Below are 16,976 nucleotides of genomic sequence, written 5' to 3'. Positions count from 1 at the left end.
ACCCTACGCGACGGGTCGCAGCATCTATTAGTGCAAATCGTTATTATAAAACAGAGGCTGGACGAGCATCCCCTGGAAATGGCAGCTTCCCATTCAAATTTGGACAGGTCCGAAACTGGCAATCAATTCTGATTGAAGCCTGGTCGTAATGGCGGAATTCCGCCAATGCCAACGTTCTTGACATGTTCTCATTTCTGAATTAGTTCTTCTCTCGCCTTTCGCAGTGCGTTCCGGGCTCCTCATCACAAGGAGTCCGTGCATGACACGGCCAAAATCTCTCCAAGTCCATGTCTCGTTCGAGCTTGCCGAGCGGGTTCGCAGTGCGGCCGAGCGCCGCGATATCAGCGTGAGCGAATGGATCCGCTCGCTGTTGCAGCAAGCCTGCGACGAGGACGATCTCAAGGTCGGCCTGAGTGCCTGGATGCAGCGGATGCACCGTCAGGCCCTCTTCACGGTGGTGGGCATCGACGCGCTGCTTTCGGGCCATTCAGACCCTGACCTGCGCGATCGTGCACGCGGGGCTTACGCCCGCAGGTGCGCAGAATTCGGCCTTGTGCAGACTCCCATCGAGGGAGGGTTCGATGAAGCGTAACCTCGCCAATTTCACGCGCGGCAGCCAGCTCCTCGGGCACTTCGGTTTCATGTTCGCTGCAGGCCTCAAGGGCCCGCTGATCATTGCCGCCGCGGTGATTTCATCGACCTCATGGTGGACCCTTTCATCGGCGCTCACCGACTATGAGATCTACCTCATCTGGATGCGCATCTATGCCGCGGCCTACGGCTTCATGGAGTTCAGCCCCGACAAGCTGGTGACCGTCAAGACAGTCTTCGGCGGCACGATGGAACTGCCGATCGGAATGCTCGGTTCCTTCCCTCCGGTGGTCCGGGCGTGGGACCACATGACCGACCTCGTCGCCAGCGCCGCGTGGCGTTCGGCCCTGTTTCTCATCCCCGCCTTTGTGCTGTTCTACGGGTTCGCCGCCCGCTTCGGCGGCAAGGCCAAAGATCGCAAGTTCGTCCGCGGCGCGCAGCTCGTTGACCTTTCCGAACTGGTTCGGCGGCTGCGCAAGAATAACCGCGAAAAGCGCAATCGCGAACGCACTGCCGCGATGGGCTGGAAGTGGCGGCTTTGCCTGCCTTGGGAACTCGCGAAAGTCTTTCCCTATCGTCCGGCCCATATCGCCGGGGTCGTCTATCCATGGCGCCTTGAACAAAGCCACGCCATGCTGATCGGCACCACCGGCACCGGCAAGACGGTCGCCATTTCAGCCATGATCGAAGAGGCCCGCGCCAAGGGCCAGAACTGCGTGGTCTTCGATCTGACCGGTGCCTTTATCGAGCAATTCTACGATCCCCGGCGGGACACCATTCTGAACCCGCTCGATGCGCGCTGCCCGCAGTGGAGCCTCTTCGACGAGTGCCGCACCGAAGCGGATTTCTGGACTGCGGCCGATGCCCTGGTCCCGCATGATGGTGGCGGCGACGCGCAGTTCTGGGTGCTCGGTGCGCGCGCGCTGTTCGTCAAGTTTTGCGTCGAACTTGCCGCCCAGGGCAGGGGATCGAATGCGGCGCTCGCGCAGGAATTGATGTCCGCAGACCTCTCCGATGTCCACGAACTGGTAAAGGATACGATGGCGGGTCCGATCACCGCACCCGAGGCTGCGCGGATGGCGGAATCGGTGCGTGCGGTGTTCAATGTCAACGCCAAGGCGCTCGAACTGCTGCCGACCGAAGGTCCGCGTTTCTCGGTGCGCGAATGGATCGAACAGGCGGCCGAGAACTCTGCGGGACGAGGCTCGATCCTGTTCATTTCCTCGCGCTATGTCGACATGAGCGTGACCTCGCAGCTCCTCACCTTGTGGCTCGATACGGCCATGAATACGCTCATGACCTCCGCGCGCACCAATAAGGTCACGTGCTGGTTCTTCATCGACGAGCTTGGCGCGCTGCATCGTCTCCCCGCTCTCGAAAAGGGGCTTCAGACCGCCCGCAATTTCGGCGGGGCGATCGTTCTGGGCCTCCACGCCTATGCCAAGCTGAAGGAGGTCTATGGTGAGAACATGGCGGCCACTCTGGCGTCGCTTGCCCGCACGAAACTGATCCTCTCAGTTGCCGACCGGGATACCGCAACCTGGTGCAGCGACGTCATCGGACACGAGGAGGTTGTCGATGTCGATGAGGGGTTCTCTTTCGGGTTTAACAATGCCCGCGACGCGGTCAGCCTCACCCGGCGCACGACGATCAAGCCGCTGCGAATGCCCGACGAGCTGATGAACATGAAGAGCCTTGAGGGCTATATCAAGTTCCCGGAAGACTTCCCCGCAGCGCCCGTCAGGCTTCGTCCGGTAAACCGCCCGAAGGTGGCCGACGCCTTTATTGTGCGGGGGCTCAATCGGCCTCTACCGCCCGCGCAGCTCCACGCTCCGATGCCCTCGCGACCGAAACCGGGAGGGCAATCCGGGGAGGGTGCCAGGACGCATACTTCGACCAGTGATGACGGGGGCGGGAAGTCGACGTTACGCCACCATTCTGTCTCCAGGCAGGGCGAGCTCGCCTTCGATAAGGCGGCTGGCCAAGCACCGCAGCCCGATCGCGCAGTTGCATCGGAGGCGGCGCGGCATCTGGGTACAGATGCGTCGGGCAGGCTTGCTGCCGGCACCGATCCGGAACGCGCAAACGGTAACCAGGCGCCTGTTGAGAAGGGCCGGTATGGCCATCCTGCTAACCACTCCAAGGCCCTCGACAACCCTGACGGCAATGATCGCCCGGCACTCAAACCGGGGCCCAAGTCGGGCGCCAGGTTGAGTGATCGTGCGATCAGGCAAAACGCGTCACCTGGTCGGCAAAAGGCGAAGGACGGGGCCGAGCGTAGTGCTAATCCCCCAGCCAAATCTGCCGGCTCAAAGGTCACTGACCCACCCTCCCGAAAAGGAGGCGCACCGGCAAGTCCGCCAAGATCTTCGGACGTTCGGAGGCTGCTGGACGAGGACGGAATCCCTGAGCGAAGCGAGCCTCCCAAGGACACGCGCGACTTAGGCGATCTGGAGATTTGACGATGGCAGTACTTGCTGTCTTGCGAGGGACCTATCTGTGCTCTCGGTAGCCAATGTCCGAACCGCAGGCGGAGCCGCCAGCTACTTTGCAGCCGACAATTACTACACCCGGGCCGATGCCGATCGGTCCGGGGCGTGGCTCGGCAAGGGAGCCGAAGAACTGGGTTTGTCGGGCGCAGTCGATGCCAAGACTTTCGAAGCCGTCCTCAAGGGTTTCCTGCCCGAGGGGAGCCGCGTGGGCCGCGACCACCGGGCACACCGCGCAGGTACCGATCTTACCTTCTCCATGCCGAAAAGCTGGTCGGTGCTCGCGCTCGTCGGCGGCGACAAGCGGATCCTCGATGCCTATGGCGCGGCGGTCCGCGAGACCCTTTCCTGGGCCGAGAAGAACCTCGCCGAAACCCGCATGGAGGTGCGCGGCAGCGAGCGGGTCGTCAGGACCGGCAACCTTGTGGCTGCGGTCTTCCAGCATGACACCAACCGCAACCAGGAGCCCAATGCGCATTTCCATGCCGTCATCGCCAACGTCACCCAGGGGCCGGACGGCAAATGGCGGGCGCTGCGCAATGACAAGCTCTGGGACCACAATACCCTCCTCAACGCCATGACCATGGCGCGCTTCCGGCTCAGCGTGGAGAAGCTCGGCTACGAGGTGGGCGAGTTCGGCAAGCACGGCAATTTCGAGGCGGTTGGCGTGCCCAAAGAGGTGCGCGACGCCTTCAGTTCCCGCCGCGCCGAGGTTCTCACAGCTGCCGCGCAGATGAACTCACAGGGACCAAAAGCCCTCGATGCTGCCACCCTGATGACGCGGGCCCGCAAGGAAGCCATCGAGGACCGCGCTGCCCTGACGCAGCAATGGAAGGACACCGCTGAAAAGCTCGGGTTCGACCCGGCAATGGTTATCGCGCGAGCGAACGCACGCAGCGCCAAGGACCTCGGCAATATTCCCGGATTGGGGTCATCGGTCCGCAAGGTGGTCGAGCAGGGCAAGCAGATCGCCCACGACTTCGCCGAGCGCCTCGGCATCGCGAAAGGCGACCCGCTGATACCCTCGCGGCTCGGCAATCGTAGCCCCGAGGAGGTCGCAGCCATCCATGGCGTCGCCTCGGCTATCCGCCATCTTGGCGAGCGCGAGGCGGCCTTCAGCAAGGTCGAGATCTACCGCACCGCACTCGGCTTCGCCCTGCCCACAGCCTTTGCCGATATCGAGCGCCGGGTCGATCAGCTGGTCCGGCAGGGATATCTTCAGACCGGCAAGGGCGCGGATCGCGACATGCTCACCACCCACGATGCGGTCAGTCTCGAACAGCGCATCCTGGCGGGCGTCGAGGCCGGACGCGGCGCTGCGCCCGCCATCGTTTCTGCCTTCGATGCCGGAACGTACCTGCAAGCCGTCTCGCACAAAAGATATGGGATCATACTGAACAAGGGGCAGGAGGGGGCGGGCCGCCTGCTGCTGAGCTCGAACAATCGCATCGTCGCAATACAGGGCGTAGCCGGCGCAGGCAAAAGCACGGTTCTGAAGCCGGTCGCCGATATCCTGCGCACGGAAGGCAAGACCGTGTTGGGCCTCGCGGTGCAGAACACGCTGGTACAGATGCTGGAGCGCGAAACCGGCATTCCTTCCATGACCGTAGCGCGCTTTCTCGGGCAGCATCAGGACCTCCTCAAGGGTGAGGGCGGCCTGCGCCTTGAAGCAGCGCGCATGGCGATGAGCGGGACCGTGGTGGTGCTCGACGAGGCATCGATGGTCGGCAATGCCGATATGGAAAAGCTGGTGCGTCTGGCCAATCTCCTGAGGCTGGATCGGTTCGCCAGTATCGGTGACACCAAGCAGCTGGGAGCGGTCGATGCTGGCAAGCCCTTCGATGTCATGCAGCAGGGCGGTGTTGAAGCCGCGCAGATGGACACCAATTTGCGCGCGCGCGATGAGGCGCTGCGCAGTGCCCAACGCGCGGCCCAGAGTGGCCGGATCGGCGAAGCGCTCGCCCATTTGGGAGACAACGTTGTCGCTGCTGGCGAGAATGCGGCCGTTGATGCAGCTGCCGCGTGGCTCTCGCTCGCACCCAAAGAACGAGAGGTGACGGCAATCTATGCATCCGGACGAGCCTTGCGCGGCGAGGTCAACGAAGCGGTCCAGACGGGCCTAAAGGCCAACGGCGAACTGGGTCCCGGTGCGGTGAAACTTGAGGTGCTCTCGCGGATCAATCTGACGCGCGAGGAGCTGCGCTATGCGAGGAGCTATGCCCCCGGAACGGTGCTCGAGGTTGATCGCCGGCAGAGGGGGCAGGGGCTCCAGAAGGGAAGCTATGCAGTGGTGGCAACCGATCTCTCCCGCGAGCGAGTGACCCTGCAGAACGAGCGCGGGCGGCAATTCGAGTTTCGTCCTGGCCAGCTTCGACCTCAGGGTGAGAAGGATCCGGTGAAGCTCTATGAACGCCGCGAGATCGAGATCCATGACGGCGACCGCATCCGCTGGACGGCGACCGATCACAGGCGCGGCCTGCTCAATGCCGACCAGGCGCGGATCATCGCGGTCGACGCCAAAGGCGTGTCGCTGGCGACCTCGGTTGGCGTGTTGCACCGCCTTGCTCCCACCGATCCGATGCTGAAGCGGCTTGATCTTGCCTATGCGCTCAATGCGCACATGGCGCAGGGCCTGACCTCTGATCGCGGCATCGCAGTGATGGATAGCCGCGAGAAGAACCTGGCCAACCAGCAGACCTTCCTTGTGACCATCACCCGGCTGCGGGACCGTCTGACCCTGTTTGTCGACAACGCTGGCAAGCTCGAGGCGGCAGTGGAGAACAATCCCGGCATGAAGCGCTCGGCGCTAGAGACAGCCGACCTTCTGCGGAATGCAGCTGCCACTGGCGCGGAGAAGGGGAGGGCGTCCGAGGCTGAACGAAAGGCGCCCGAACTCGACCGCTCGATCTCCAAAAAGTTCGACATGGGCCTGTAGCGTGTTCTTGCCCTGTCACGCTTGCCCTCAGCGGCAGGCCGGACCCTTCCAGTAGCGGTCCCAGCGCAGCACCGTGCGGGTGCGGATCATCGCGCAGGACAGGTCTGTGCCGCTCGGCAGTCGGCACCACGCGGCGGTGCGATTGCCTTCGGCAGGACCTTCAGAGCGGCATGTCAATCTAGGCCCCCTTACCAGAACATGTCCGGTCGATGCAGTTCCGCGCGAACCGCCCAATATCTGCACCAGCGCATCGCGTGCCTGGATGCCGGAACTGCGTGGACACGGATGATGGGCGCGGCAGGTGCCGTTCATCTCGCGCGCGGCAATACCGGCAATGCGCAAGCGAGGCCCTTCCGCACACCAGACTGGCCCATCACCGTCCCACACACGGACCGGGGTGCAGGTGAAGGTTTGCCCCGCGGCAATCACGGATGCGGCCATCAGGCTAAGCACGTCGATGCATCTTCAGCGCAGCGTCCGGCCGAACCAGAGCACCCGGCCGACGATATTGAGCATTCGCTTCTCGAGACCCCGCCAGCTCGGATAGGTCGGGTTGTCGCTCAGGACCGATACCCGCTTGCCCTGCGGCTCGATCGCGATCCGTTTGACGCTCAGCATGTCGTCCATGCGCAGCACATAGATCCCGTCGCGCAGTCGCGCCTGACCGTCACCCAGGTCGACCATGACCTCATCGCCATCGTGCAAGGTCGGCTCCATCGAATCCCCGAGGACCCCGATGATCGAGAGGTTTGAAGCTTTGCTTGCTGTAAGGCGGCGCAGCCACTTCTCGTCGAACCCGAATTGCGCAGAGTTGCCTTCCAACCCGGCGAGCGCACCATATCCCGCTGATGCTTCCACATCGAGGATGGGAATGTGTACTAGGTCGGCATCAGGACTTGAGCGGCGCGCCGGGCCGCCGAGCACCTTTTCGTCCACCCCGAAGAAGCGGGCGAGGACCGAGCGATCCTGGTCATCGAGCTGTTTCGGGCTGCCACGCCGGATGTACTGCTGGATGTAGGCAGCATTGCGCCCCAGTAGCCGCGAGATTTCGGAATAGTTGCAGCCGCGCTTCTGGATCAAATCGTCCAGCGCTCTACGCGCATCATCCATGCCGCTGCTCCTCTCGCGTCCATCTAGGAAGCGCAATCCCACAATCTAGGAAGGTCTCCTATTGAGAACATAGAAAGAACGCAAGTGAATTACTAAGTGCAGGCGAAGCGCGGAGCGGGTTATCGAAGGTGCAATTGTCCCAATGCCGGTCGGAAAAGCATCCTGTCAAAACGTCCTCCAAGCGGAGGGTTCTGAGACGAGAGACGTGTTGCCCGTCTTCTCATTCAATCAGGCACGTAAGAGAACAAACATTCGAGATGGCGGCCCCAATGCGAAGAGGCCTGAATTGAATTTTAATCGAGCATTGCCGCAGACTTAATCACTACCAGAGTGAGGGCGTCACCAGTCGACATACGAACGGTCTGCTCATAGACTTCGTAGCGCTCCGCGTCCCAGCGATCGAACCAAGCTTCGGCGCCAATCAGACTTCTGGTCGTCCGTTCTTTGGTGCCGTGAAGCACTTCAAGAGCGTCGGAATCTGCATCAATTTCGTTGCGCGGAAACCAGCGGTCAGGAACGGCGGGGCCGCGTTTGAACCAGCGTCTTCCATTGGGGCCATGACAAACGAGCAATACAGGTTCCGGTCCATAGTCCACCATCCTGAGTGCCGTTGCGGTCCGGCTAGTTTGAAATTCGGCTCTGACCTGATCCACTGCCTCGAAGGTCGCTCTGCCGCAGAGCTTCGCCATTGGTGCAAAGAGGAAACCGGGCAACAGAAGGTCGGCGGCATAAGCGTCTGCTACGCGCTCTGGATCGGTGGCGCTGCGCTTCTGATTACCGATATCGTCAGAGCGACAAACGAAAGAGCGTCCTCGATGATATTTCCAATGTCCGAGCTCATGCGCTACCGAGAAACGCTGCCGTTGCCAAATGCCGCTTGAGTCGACAGTTATGATCGCTCGATCACCAAAGCCGATTATGCGAGCCTCGCAGCTATCGAGCTTAGCGAACCGCACCTCTGCACCCGCGTCCCAGGCGATCGCCTCGACATCAATGTCCTTGGCGGCGTCAATGCCTAGTTCCCGCAATAGCTTCTCGGCGGCGGTCATCGACCTCAACGTGGATTGCCCTGATCGTCGATTGCACCCAAGTCGCGTAGATCCATCAGCATATCATCGATCTCACGCTCGGACGCTCCCTCGCCCTTACGAGCGGCCATTGTTATTCGATCCCGGAGGCGGCCGTCATTTGCTGCAAACTGGGTAAGAATCTCCTGCTTGCGCGAGATTGGCAGGAGGAACATGCTTGACGAAGCGCGATCCGCACGCGCGCCGGCCAGTCCAGCGCGAGCGCGCGCAAGACGCGACTTCCCGCTTTCAGCAACCAAACTCTCAATATGAGCGCGAAGTTGTGCAGCAACATCTTCCGGTTCGAGACCATCGTCTCGAAATTCGGCGAAAATTTCTTCGTCGGACCGGGTCATCCAATCCTCGATCAAAGCGTCTGCCAATGGCAACAGCGTCTGCTTGGGGGTCAGCTTACGCGTCATTGTGCCCAGCCTTTCGGAAAGGCCGCATTGATGCGCCGACGCATCCGGCGCCGTATCGTTGCGAAGGCCCCTTCATCCCAACCACCGAGCGCACGGATTTCCGCTGCATCCATTCCCTCGAGATCGCCTAATAGAACGAGCTGCGCGTCTTCATCGTCCTGGAACAAAGCCTCAAGCGCCTTCAGCCGTTTCTGAGAGTCCTCGCATGCAAGCAGCGCCTCCTCTGCATTTCGATCGGTGGACCGCAGTTCCGTAAGAAGCTCGCTATCGTCCAAAGTGGAACTCATACTTTCGATCACGGGTGCCTCCTTCCCGCTCTCGCGCGCGGCCCAGGCCATGCTGCGCATTGCGCCGACAAGAAAGATCAAGAACGGCAGGTCCTTTGGGCATTTCCGTGTGCCATCGAGCGCCCTTCGGATGGCTTCGTTGACGACATCTCGAGCCTCAACCCCAATCCCAACTGCATAAGTGACGGACGCACGTTCCAAGCGCAACAGGTCGGCCACCGTTAGGGCGGCAAGAGCGTCTTGTATCTCCTGTGCCGTGAGGACCGGCGTGCTCACATCATTGCCTCTGTTCCTGCATTCACAACCCCATAGGCTGTGTGGGCGCTGAACTCGGACGTTAGGAGAAAAAAATATTTGGGCAATGTCTGAGGCTCAGCTCCCGCCAGCCTACGTCTTCAGAAGATCAACTGGTGGCGAAGCCATGCGGATTGTTGATCGGCGAATTGATGAGGCAACTATCGTGGCAAGAAAAAACCAGCATGTTGTTCCGCACACGAATGGATGGGCGGTTCGGGGGGCGGGCAATAGCCGTGTGACCTCGGTGCATGAGACCCAGCGCGAGGCGACCGAGCGAGCGCGTGACATCGCGAACAATCAGTCCAGCGAAGTGCTGATTCACGGTCGCAATGGTCGCATTCGTGAACGCAATAGTTACGGCAACGACCCGTCCCCGCCGGAAGGATAAACGAATAATGGCAACTGCTCCCGCCCCCAAGCTTGATACCTCTACGCTCGATGAGATTCTTCTCGACTTGGCTGTTCTCATCGAACTCAGCCCCTACGATCGTGAGATCGCGGAAAACCGTTATCGACGACTCAAGGAATATGTCGAGCGCTCGAGTAGCCCGTTGCGGCCCTATCTCGTCGATGGCGAGAGCCTGATCTATGCGCAAGGGTCCGTCGCCACCAGCACGACGATCCTGAGCGGCGACAACGACGACCGTTTCGACGTCGACGCCATTGTGGAAATCGATGTGCCGTCACACTGGTCCGAGAACGAACCCCTCGACCAGCTTTTCGAGACTCTGAAGAATTTTCCCGGCGCTGTTGAGGTCATCCGTTGCACTCGCTGCGTTCAGATCCGCTTTGCCTTCATGCACATGGACGTCACCATTATGGATCGCCGGCAGAGGCTGAGTGGCGAGCGTCCCGGTCATATCTTCCATTCGCCAGATACTGGACCGGCCTATCGCGTCGCTTCGAATCCCTGGGGCTTCACGGTTTGGTTTCGGGCCCAGGTGGGTATTGGCGAGCGCCTGTTTGAGCAGCGGCTCAAAGCTGCGCGAAAGGCGGCAAGCGTGTCCCGCCTGACTTTGCTCGACGAGGCTGAGCGCCGCATCCTCGCCGACGCGGAGCAGGTGCCGCTGCCGCCGATGATCCCGTCTCGGATCGACGCGCAGGAAGCGGTCGCGCTTAAGCTCCTGAAGCGCTACCTCAATCTTCGCTACACGCGATCACGTCTGAAGCGGCCGCCGTCGATCTGGCTCACCAAGCTGACCGGTGACATGGGACTGATTGAGGGCGGGCTTACCCTTCAACTCTACGCTCTGGCGAAGTTTATCTCGGATAACCTTCGCAAGCACCTCGCCCATCAAACCGTGCCCCGCGAAGCAAACCCGAGCTATCCGCCGGACAAGATTAATGACCGCTGGCCGCGTCCGTGGCCGGAGGCTGAAGTCGACATGCGCACGCTTGCGGATCATCTCGACCAGCTAGCTGACGCGATCGAAGAGATGAACCGCTCTTCGCAGAGCGCGATCCTGAGTAAGATCGACGATCTGTTCGGCGAACGCTTCGGGCAGGAAGAACGTCGCATCCTCAAGGATCGCTACGATCGGCGGGGCACCAGCGGTCGCGATCTGCTCATCAAGCCGGGTTCCGGTACGATTTACGCTCCCGCCGTTGTGGGATCGCAAACTGAAGCGCAGCCCATCCCGCGCCATCGCTTCCATCCCGTTCGCTTGCCGTCGAAGGGAGATGTCTCGGGTGGCTGACAGTGCTCGGTCTACTCATGCTCAATTGAAAGCCATGCGTCTGCAGTGGCAGGATTTCGACGGGCGGCGTCGCGACAATGGACTGGTTGTCTGGCGTGGGATGCTAAAGCCACGCGCAAAAGCCTACGCGGTGAACATTCTTTGGTGGCCGGGGAAGATCGACCGGCCCTACGTAGTGATTGCCGATCCGCCGATCGAGCCCAGGCCCGGAGGCACTTATGACCAAATCCCCCACCTGATGTTCGATCCGGACAACCCCACTAGGTCCGGGCTTTGCCTGTTCGACCCTGACGGCCTGGAGTGGAGCGACGCGGATCTCATTGCGGAAACCACTGTGAAATGGGCAAGCGAGTGGCTGTTCTACTACGAACTGTGGCACCTCACGGGTGAGTGGCTGGGGCCAAGTGTGGGAGCTGAGTCCGCCGCACAGATGACAGCGGCCGAAGCAGAGTCAGTTCGCGTGGCGGCGGCTGATGTTCACTGACCGCCGCGCGGGTAGCTTAGTGTCTCGCCGGGTTCGCCAGCCCTGGCCGAAGGACAAGGTTTTTAAGATTCTCTCCCTCGACGGTGGTGGGATCAAGGGTATCTACAGCGCGCAGCTCCTCGCCCGCTGCGAGCGGGAGCTGGCCGCTGGCAAGCCTTTGGCATCATATTTCGACATGATCGCCGGAACGTCCACCGGCGGAATAATCGCGCTGGGTCTGGCACTCGGCTATTCCACATCCGAAATTCTGGATTTCTACACAAACGACGGGCGCAGGATATTTCCTCCCCTTCCAACCGCCCATATTGGCAGGTGGTGGCGAAGTGCCCGGTGGCTGTTCCGGCCGCATCTCGACCATCGTGAATTGGAGAAGGCGCTACAGCACCGGTTTGGCGACCGTTTACTCGGCGAAGCAACCACGCGGGTCGTCATCCCTGCCTTTATGGTCCCCAAGACCGAAATCGCGGTGTTCAAGACCGACCACCATGCCGACTTCCGGAACGACTATAAGACGCGCGCGTGGGAGGTTGCCCGGGCGACTTCCGCGGCTCCTACCTATTTGAAGGGGCACGAACACCTGCCCTCTGGCCGGATCTTTATCGACGGCGGCGTTTGGGCAAACAACCCGGTGATGGTGGCGCTCGTGGACGTGTTGAGCGCCTATGATGTTTCGCCCAACCAAATCGATGTCCTCAGCATTGGCACCGGCAATCCGCCGTTCGAATTGCGCCCTAAGGCGGCGCTAGGCGGGGCAGTGTCTTGGCGAGGCGCGATAAAAGCGGCGATGTTCCTGACCACCGACAATGCTACGGCTCAGGCCAAGTTGCTGCTTGGGCCTGATAGATGTGTCCGGTTCGAGCCCTTTTGCGATGATGGCGCTATCGAGATGGACGATTATGATCGTGCTTTAGCTGTCCTTCCAAGATCAGCGGATAGGGACTTTGGCCAATCGAAAGACGAGCTCGCGCGATTTTTTGCCGAAGCTGCGCTGCCAAGGGAACGTCACTATACAGATGCGTAGTTCAAGAAGCGTGCGCTATGGGCTATGGATTGTATCTGTCGATGCACGGTGTATCGTGCGCGAAACTTCCGACCTATTTCGTGACGCCGATACCGCTGCTTATTGTGACGACAGGTCCCGCAAGCGTCGTTGCCGAATTTTGATCGACGATACCGCCAGCAATGAATTGCGGACCTAAGGAGCCTGCCACCAAGTCGGCGAGACCGGCACGTTGGCGGCGTGCAGCTCGGTGACAAGTTTACGCTGCCATCCTTCCTGATCGTCGAAGGGTACGTAAACGATGCCATCATAGTCGGATGGCCGCTCGACGTTTGGCGGAACGAGCGCGCAAACGCGATCGGCGCCGAGCTGGCCGATGAAAAAGCCCATCTCGAAAATTACGTTCTGACGCGGGCGCGGCACGGGATCAACGGGCAACACCCCGGCCGGCAAAAGCCCCGGGCGCAACTGACCTAAATCATCGGGCGTCATTAGGATGATAGCATAGGCGGCGCCCTCGGCCTCCTCCTGGAACTTGGTGAGGATCGACCGACCCTGATTGGGGCGCTCGCTCAGGATGACCACGCCGAGGCCGACCCGGGTCTCTAGGAACCGTGCGACCGCATGTTTGGCGGCTTCGTCACGGCCATGGACGAGGAAGACCTTTGCCGGCACGACATCAACGGCAGGTGCGACCTCCGCCTCGGCCGGCGCTTCGACCGCCTCCGGTGCGGCGTCCGGGATCAGCCCTTGCTGGCGCAGGATCGCGTACAGATCGCCTTCCTTGACCGCCCAATGGGTGCGGCTGAACTCGAAATCAGAAAGCTGCAAATCCCATTTGGCTGCCGCGATTTGCTCGAGCGTGAGCGCGGGCACGTCCTCGTCGAATTCGAAGATCACACGAAATTCCGAACCGCGCTGCTGTATGCGCTTTATTTTTCCGAGGCGCGGCGTTCCTTCGGTATGCTGCTCGTACATGAAAAGAGTGGGGAGCTTGGCAAGCTCCTCGAGCGCGTCTGGGGTCAGTGCCTTCAGGGCATCACGTATGGCGTCCTCGGTGTATTCGAGCATCCGGGTGCGATCCCAGACATAAACGCCTTCTTCCCACGCATTGTCGCCAGCGGTGACCATTACATTATACATTGGCGCCCGGTCCCTCCTCGCCCAACGGTGGATTGGATCCGATCCCACTCCAACTTTTCGTCCAATCGCCATCATCGCGCGAGCTGGGCGGATAAACCAGCGCGTCATCGTTGGGCGTCTCCCATTGCCCGAGGCTGTCGAATACAAAAGCGCGATCGAGCGTCCGCCCGACCCCGACGCGCAGCACTGCGATGGTCTCGTCCCATCGCGCGCAAAGGATGACGATGCCGGCCCCGCTGTCATCGTCGACCTCATGCGCCGTGATCGCTAGCGTCGCCCCGCTCACGACGAAACCGCGATCGGACAGCGCTGCTAGCATCGAACGCGCTTCGAGTTCGCTGCGAGTGATCGCGAGCGGCGTCGCCGGGGCAGCATCGCCAACAAGTCCTGCGCAGAGCATATGGAACGCCTCCAGCATCTCGGCCTGATCCATTGTGTCGAGCTCGTCGAACTCGAAATCTAAACGCGAGCAGCCTGTCAGCAAACGGATTAGCGCGCGGCCACCATTGATCGGTGCAAGCGGCAGAAAGGGGCGGTCATCCTTTGGAGCGGCGGTCAACGCCTCAGCGCTCATGCCGATTGCGGCAGCGATCGAGGCGATGGTGTCAGCTCCGACCTTTTCCCCGCGTTCGATCCGCTGCACCGACGCGACGCTTCGTCCCGCCAAGGCGGCGAGGTCTTCCTGCGTCAGCGCGCGGGCGGCGCGCAGCGCTTTGATTCGGTTGGCAGTAGCCTGCATTAGCTGCGAAGCAATCATAGCGGCGTCTCCGTGTCGATGTGTTTTTCATTGCGCCGTCGCCACCCATCAGGCCACCTCAAAAATCCTTCAATGCCAACGCAGTCGCTGGCACAGTCGGGCCAGCGAAGAGAAGAGTATAGACCCATGGCCAAAGTGACCTTCGGCAACCGCCAGGCCGGCATCTTGTGCAATCTCCCAACCGTGCGGCGCCTAGACCTGATCGCTGAAGGATTACCGGTGATTCTCGCCAGCGCCGAGAGCTTCTGGACGGCGGCAGCTAATCTAAAGCACGCGCCTCGCGAAGCTCGCGTGCTTGCAGGGTTCGCCGAGGAGGAAGCCGCCAAGATTTTGATCCTGATGGATCTTGTGCGATGCCCGCCCAAGCTCGTTGCAGGGCTCAGCGGCAAGATCGTCCGGACCTTCTACGATCACCTCGGTCGACTGATCTATGGTGACGCGCAAAGCTGGCGTCCAGTCGATGTGTCGCAGCTGCGCGAATATGTCGATAACGCGCGACAGGCTCATTATCTCGATGGCTATGCTGGAGAATATATCGTGCCGAACTGGAGCCGCTACAGCCGCGAGGCGGCGATGTACGCCGATATTGAAGTGCTTGAGAATGGCAGCGCGCACTGGAGCGAGCCGCTGCGATTCGGGTCGGTCCGGGCGCTGAGCGAGCCGGGCGCGTTGATGCTTGGCAGGGCGATGGCGGCGGCGGGGATGTTCACCCGCGCGGGTCTGCAAGTAGTCACCGATGTCTGGGGCGAAGTCGAGTTCGTCGACACGGAGGGCTATACCGAACAGACAAAGCTTACGCATGCGATGTTCAAACAGCTTGATTCCGCGCAAGTCGTAAAAGAGGCAGCCACAGCGGATCACGTCAGATTGCTGCGCCATCATTGGCAGATTCCGATGTATCATCTCGACTTCAAGGAGGTCGCGGTGCCGATCGAGACGCTGCAGGCGGAGCGCGAGGCACAGCTTTGGGCCGAAGCCAGCTATGACTTTGGAGACCGCTGATTGTCGGCAACCTTCACCTAGAGAACATCACCTCGAAATCGTCAGGGTGTTTCTCTCGCGTTCCCGCGCGTCTCGAGCGCGGTCTGGATCCTCCTTAGACGGGACAGATTCGATATAGCGACTGACATAGTCTGGTGGCAGGTTATGCTCGGTGACATGCTCCCCTGATTGTTACCAGTCAGAGGTAGAGTCTGGCTCCTTCATGATGGTTGTTTGATGGGTTGGCAACGTGTCTGGGGGCATGCCCCCAGACACGTTGGCCGGCGATCTCAGCGGGGGTTTTCCCGCCCAGTTTCGAGTGTGGCCTCACCGTGTTGTAATCGTGCCGCCAGGCGGCCAGCACGAACCGGGCATGAGCCAGCGAGGTGAACAGGGTCTCGTTGAGGCATTCGTCCCGCAGGCGGCCATTGAAGCTCTCGACGAAGCCGTTCTGCATCGGCTTGCCCGGCACGATGTAGTGCCACTCGACCCGTCGCTCCTGCGACCAGCGCAGGATGGCCGACGAGGTCAGCTCGGTGCCATTGTCGCTGACCACCGTATGCGGCTTCCCCCGGATGCCCATCAGGCCGGTCAGTTCCCGGGCCACCCGTGCACCCGACAGCGACGTATCGGCCACCAGCGCCAGGCACTCCCGTGTGTAGTCATCGACCACGCACAGGATGCGGAAGCGCCGACCGCAGATCAGGCTGTCGGAGACGAAGTCGAGCGACCAACGCTGGTTAGGGCCATCCGGCAGCACCATCGGCCTGCGCGTGCCCAACGCCCGTTTCCGGCCGCCACGGCGACGCACGCGCAGGCCCTCCTCGCGGTAGATGCGCAGCAGCTTTTTATGGTTGGGTGCGATGCCTTCCCGTGCCAGCAGATAGCCTAGGCGGCGATAGCCGAACCGGCGACGCTCCGCCGCCAGCTCGCGCAGTCGTTGTCGTAGCGCCCCGTCATCCGGCCGCGTCGGCTCGTAACGGATCACTCTGCGGCTCACACCAACCAGTGCACACGCCCAACGCTCGCTCACCCCGTGATGCTCCCGGGCATGGGCGACGGCTTCCCGCTTGGCGCCGGGCGTTACCATTTTTTTGATGCCAGATCCTTCAGCACCGCGTTGTCCAGCATCGCTTCGGCCAGCAGCTTCTTCAGCCGGGAGTTCTCCTCCTCGAGCGACCGCAGCCGCCGGGCCTCGGACACATCCAGACCGCCGAACTTCGACTTCCACTTGTAAAATGTCGCCGAGCTGATCCCGTGACGGCGGCAGACCTCCGCCGTCGCCATGCCCGCTTCCTGCTCCTTCAAGATCGCAATGATCTGCTCTTCGTTGAACCTGCTTCGCTTCATATCGTCCGACTCCTTGCGTCAGACTCTACCAAAAAGCGGTCACATTTCAGGGGAGCACGTCAGCGGCGCAGCCTGCGAGGACAAAATCCCTTTTCCAGCAGTAGGGCGAGAGGCTGTCGTCGATAGCATCTGAAGTCGCACTATCCGTCAGAACCTTGCGACGCCGCCCCTCTTCGTTGATGACCGTGACTGTTGCGTGCTCATACCGCGTCACTGTTCTTCAAGTTCTAGTTTTCGTCGTCGATTACGAAACTGCTATCGTAGGGTTCTCATGGAACAATCGATCCAAGTGGTCTGAGCCCCTAGATTTCTTCCAGTGATAAGTAGAGTCCGGCCCTGAGAAGGAGACGGACGAATGAAGCGGAG

16 protein-coding genes are annotated in these 16,976 nt (G+C 61.1%); 8 read left to right on the top strand and 8 right to left on the bottom strand.

Features of this window, described 5'->3' with window-relative positions:
- The first annotated feature begins 259 nt into the window (after positions 1 to 259).
- From WFP44_RS11595 to mobF, 3 genes are read left to right on the top strand one after another with little or no spacing between them, the layout of a single operon-like run.
- Positions 260 to 592, top strand: coding sequence for a hypothetical protein (locus WFP44_RS11595; RefSeq protein ID WP_336926727.1), 333 nt, complete (start codon positions 260 to 262; stop codon positions 590 to 592).
- Positions 582 to 3,053 carry a type IV secretion system DNA-binding domain-containing protein gene (locus tag WFP44_RS11590; RefSeq protein WP_336926726.1) on the top strand — a complete coding sequence of 824 codons (2,472 nt, stop codon included), beginning with the start codon at positions 582 to 584 and terminating at the stop codon, positions 3,051 to 3,053. The genes WFP44_RS11595 and WFP44_RS11590 overlap by 11 nt, the downstream gene beginning before the upstream one ends.
- Before the next feature lie 37 nt (positions 3,054 to 3,090).
- On the top strand, positions 3,091 to 6,015 hold the full coding sequence (gene mobF / locus WFP44_RS11585) for a MobF family relaxase (protein ID WP_336926725.1): 2,925 nt from the start codon (positions 3,091 to 3,093) through the stop codon (positions 6,013 to 6,015).
- Positions 6,016 to 6,042: 27 nt separating this feature from the next.
- On the opposite strand, the gene WFP44_RS11580 is transcribed toward mobF, so the two are convergent.
- The 5 genes from WFP44_RS11580 to WFP44_RS11560 form a co-directional block, all read right to left on the bottom strand.
- Positions 6,043 to 6,456: a thermonuclease family protein gene (locus WFP44_RS11580; protein ID WP_336926724.1), complete on the bottom strand. Its 414-nt coding sequence runs from the start codon at positions 6,454 to 6,456 to the stop codon at positions 6,043 to 6,045.
- Between the two features lie 24 nt (positions 6,457 to 6,480).
- On the bottom strand, positions 6,481 to 7,125 hold the full coding sequence (locus WFP44_RS11575; RefSeq protein ID WP_336926723.1) for a S24 family peptidase: 645 nt from the start codon (positions 7,123 to 7,125) through the stop codon (positions 6,481 to 6,483).
- A 293-nt stretch (positions 7,126 to 7,418) separates the two neighbouring features.
- Positions 7,419 to 8,174, bottom strand: coding sequence for an ImmA/IrrE family metallo-endopeptidase (locus WFP44_RS11570; protein WP_336926722.1), 756 nt, complete (start codon positions 8,172 to 8,174; stop codon positions 7,419 to 7,421).
- 5 nt (positions 8,175 to 8,179) lie between these two features.
- On the bottom strand, positions 8,180 to 8,614 hold the full coding sequence (locus tag WFP44_RS11565; RefSeq protein ID WP_336926721.1) for a hypothetical protein: 435 nt from the start codon (positions 8,612 to 8,614) through the stop codon (positions 8,180 to 8,182).
- A complete protein-coding gene (locus WFP44_RS11560; RefSeq protein ID WP_336926720.1) occupies positions 8,611 to 9,177 on the bottom strand; it encodes an RNA polymerase sigma factor in 567 nt (188 codons plus the stop codon). Before WFP44_RS11560 ends, WFP44_RS11565 begins: the two co-directional genes overlap by 4 nt.
- 85 nt (positions 9,178 to 9,262) lie before the next feature.
- On the opposite strand from WFP44_RS11560, the gene WFP44_RS11555 reads away from it, so the two are divergent.
- The 4 genes from WFP44_RS11555 to WFP44_RS11540 are packed head-to-tail and all read left to right on the top strand — an operon-like array spanning position 9,263 to position 12,400.
- Entirely contained in the window at positions 9,263 to 9,586 is a 324-nt protein-coding gene (locus WFP44_RS11555; RefSeq protein WP_336926719.1) for a DUF2188 domain-containing protein, read from the top strand.
- Positions 9,587 to 9,593: 7 nt separating this feature from the next.
- Complete coding sequence (locus tag WFP44_RS11550; RefSeq protein WP_336926718.1) at positions 9,594 to 10,895, top strand: nucleotidyltransferase domain-containing protein; 1,302 nt, start codon at positions 9,594 to 9,596, stop codon at positions 10,893 to 10,895.
- Entirely contained in the window at positions 10,888 to 11,379 is a 492-nt protein-coding gene (locus WFP44_RS11545) for a type II CBASS E2 protein (protein ID WP_336926717.1), read from the top strand. The genes WFP44_RS11550 and WFP44_RS11545 overlap by 8 nt, the downstream gene beginning before the upstream one ends.
- Complete coding sequence (locus WFP44_RS11540; protein WP_336926716.1) at positions 11,369 to 12,400, top strand: CBASS cGAMP-activated phospholipase; 1,032 nt, start codon at positions 11,369 to 11,371, stop codon at positions 12,398 to 12,400. The genes WFP44_RS11545 and WFP44_RS11540 overlap by 11 nt, the downstream gene beginning before the upstream one ends.
- Positions 12,401 to 12,574: 174 nt before the next feature.
- On the opposite strand, the gene WFP44_RS11535 is transcribed toward WFP44_RS11540, so the two are convergent.
- Both WFP44_RS11535 and WFP44_RS11530 read right to left on the bottom strand, forming a co-directional pair.
- Positions 12,575 to 13,510 carry a nucleotide-binding protein gene (locus tag WFP44_RS11535; protein WP_336926715.1) on the bottom strand — a complete coding sequence of 312 codons (936 nt, stop codon included), beginning with the start codon at positions 13,508 to 13,510 and terminating at the stop codon, positions 12,575 to 12,577.
- Positions 13,511 to 13,514: 4 nt separating this feature from the next.
- Positions 13,515 to 14,279 (bottom strand): helix-turn-helix domain-containing protein, encoded by a 765-nt coding sequence (locus tag WFP44_RS11530; protein ID WP_336926714.1) that lies wholly within the window; start codon positions 14,277 to 14,279, stop codon positions 13,515 to 13,517.
- A 126-nt stretch (positions 14,280 to 14,405) separates the two neighbouring features.
- On the opposite strand from WFP44_RS11530, the gene WFP44_RS11525 reads away from it, so the two are divergent.
- A complete protein-coding gene (locus WFP44_RS11525) occupies positions 14,406 to 15,281 on the top strand; it encodes a hypothetical protein (RefSeq protein WP_336926713.1) in 876 nt (291 codons plus the stop codon).
- A gap of 178 nt (positions 15,282 to 15,459) precedes the next feature.
- Here WFP44_RS11525 and WFP44_RS11520 read toward each other — a convergent pair.
- A protein-coding gene (locus tag WFP44_RS11520; RefSeq protein ID WP_336926712.1) for an IS3 family transposase occupies positions 15,460 to 16,610 on the bottom strand; the annotation gives its coding sequence in 2 pieces (ribosomal slippage) (positions 15,460 to 16,358 and positions 16,358 to 16,610; 1,152 coding nt in all).
- Between the last annotated feature and the right edge of the window lie 366 nt (positions 16,611 to 16,976).

This window comes from Alteraurantiacibacter palmitatis, from assembly GCF_037154115.1.
Lineage (GTDB): Bacteria > Pseudomonadota > Alphaproteobacteria > Sphingomonadales > Sphingomonadaceae > Alteraurantiacibacter > Alteraurantiacibacter palmitatis.
This window is presented reverse-complemented; position numbering and strand designations above follow the sequence as displayed.